The organism is Sphingomonas hylomeconis (genome assembly GCF_025370105.1).
Taxonomy (GTDB): domain Bacteria; phylum Pseudomonadota; class Alphaproteobacteria; order Sphingomonadales; family Sphingomonadaceae; genus Sphingomonas; species Sphingomonas hylomeconis.
In genome coordinates this window covers 1-1,385 of the sequence record NZ_JANQBK010000028.1, presented here as the reverse complement: position 1 = coordinate 1,385, position 1,385 = coordinate 1, and the positions used below count along the sequence as shown (strand labels likewise).

Here is a 1,385-nt window from a genome sequence, read left to right as displayed (position 1 = left end):
GGCGGGCGTCGCGCGCGGCGCCGCGGTCGCGCGGGGCGCCGGCGTGGCGCGCGGCGTTGGCGTCTGCACCGCCGGGGTCGGACGCGCGACCGGCGGAGTCACCGGGGTGGGGCGCGGACGCGGGCCGGTGAGATCGAAATTCTCCAGCCCGGGCACGAGCTGCCCCTGCTCGTTCTGCGCCAGAGCGGCGGGCGCCGCGAACGCCGCCGACACCATCAAGATTAGCCGAGCAAACCGAGAAACCACGCATCATCCCCGAACCAGTTCGATCAGCGCCATACGGTGCGGGCGCCGGGTGCGGCAAGGCCCGCCCGCCCGTTTCGGGTCGGGCGGGCCGCCGCGCGCTCTCAACGTTGATCAGGCGTGTTGCGGCACGCCGTGCAGCCGTGCCTCGATATCGCCGCTCATCTGCTGGCGATGCAGCGTGATCCCGCGCAGGCCTTCCTCCGCGCCGGCATGGCCGATCACGAAGGCGGCGCTGGTGCGGCCTTCGCTGCCATCGGCCAGGTGATAGCGGGCATCGGCGACGACCACCGGATTGAAGATGCGCGCATCCCCGCCCAGCTGTGCCTTGGGCAGCGACAGCGTGGCATCGACGCGCGCGCCCTCGCCCGGCGCGATCGTCACCGGCGCGACCTCGCCCCGCGCGTGATCGGCCAGCCGCTGGTCGATCTCGGCCTGGCTGGCGCTGCCATCGGCGAGCAGCAAGGTGGAGATGCGCACGTCCTCGGCGACCCGGCCGCCCGAATTGCCGACGGTCAGCTCGATCTCGACCAACGCATCCTCGGCATTGCTGCCGGCGCGCACCGGGCGAAAGGCGAATTCGAGCCATGGGCGATCGGCATGCGCGCTGCCTGCGGTCAGCGCGTCGACCTCGGCCGCTTCGGGGGCGACCAGTGCGGCCTCGACCGCGACGCCCTCGCCGGCTGCGGCCAGGACCGGCGCGGCGGCCGGTACGGGCTTCAGGAATTGCGGCTGCAGGCGGCCGGCACCCTGCGTCTGGCGGAAGACCGGGGCGACGGGCGCGACATCGGCCGGCGCCGGCTCGGGCTGCATCAGCGGCGCGGGGACGGGTTCAGGCTGGGACTCGGCATAGGCCACCTGCGCCTCGTCGGCGTCATAGTCGTCCTCGTCATCGGCATCGACGCGACTGCGGCGGCGCAGGAGGAACGCCAGCAGCGCGCCGAGCACGACCAGCCCGCCGACGATCCACGGCCAGACCGGCGCGGCCTCCCGGGTCGTCGCGCTTTCGGTGGTGGCTGCGGGTTCGGCGGGGGCGGCGCTTTCGACGGGTGCCGGGACGGGCGGCGCGACCGCGGCGGCAGGGACCGGCGCCGGCGCCGCGGCCACGGGCGCGGTCGCCACGCTGGCGGCCTGCGGTACCG

At 74.8% G+C, this 1,385-nt stretch carries 2 pseudogenes; both read right to left on the bottom strand.

From position 1 onward, the window contains the following. A pseudogene (locus tag NV401_RS18735) lies at positions 1 to 213 on the bottom strand (hypothetical protein); the annotation flags it as partial. 144 nt (positions 214 to 357) lie between these two features. Then, positions 358 to 1,385: pseudogene (locus tag NV401_RS18730) on the bottom strand (hypothetical protein); the annotation flags it as partial.